The organism is Paenibacillus phytorum, assembly GCF_013141715.1.
GTDB classification, from domain to species: domain Bacteria; phylum Bacillota; class Bacilli; order Paenibacillales; family NBRC-103111; genus Paenibacillus_E; species Paenibacillus_E phytorum.
Genome location: NZ_WHOA01000159.1, coordinates 1 through 515, shown reverse-complemented (window position 1 = coordinate 515; position 515 = coordinate 1). Strand labels below are relative to the sequence as shown.

Sequence of the window (515 nt, the reverse complement as noted above, 5' to 3'; positions counted from 1 at the left end):
ATTGTAAAAGCAGTAACAATTTTCAAAGCATCCTTGAAGCGAGATGCGATTAATACTAAGGATAACAGAAACAGCAAATGATCATAACCTGTCAAAATGTGTTCGATTCCAAGCTTAAAGTATTTCCACAAAACAGCGCCAATCTTAGGCTGGGGAGGGTTGATCGGATTATCACTTTTAGCGCTATCAATACTATCCTGCTGAGTATTCTGGGGAAGGTTGATCAGAATATCTCTTTTAGTGCTATCAATCAAGTCCTGCTGGACATATTCACCTGCATGGACCAAGAGTCCACTCGTATGAGCAGGCACATCGTCAAATGCCAGATCGTAATGAAGATTACATTGTTCGATCACTTTATCGGCGGTAAACTTCAGGTGAAATTCCACGCCTCTTAAGGTACCCTTATTCGCCATGTTCATCGAAAGCAATTCCATCGTCAAGGGCTTCGAATCCGCATCTATGCGAAGACCTTTCTGTAGATAGGATTCGATTTTTTGCGAGAACTGCTCCTC

1 protein-coding gene is annotated in these 515 nt (G+C 41.9%); it reads right to left on the bottom strand.

Going from position 1 to position 515, the window contains the following annotated elements; genetic code table 11:
- On the bottom strand, positions 1-416 hold a 416-nt coding region (locus GC098_RS23595; RefSeq protein ID WP_246358883.1), incomplete at its 3' end, for a HupE/UreJ family protein.
- Positions 417-515 lie beyond the last annotated feature (99 nt).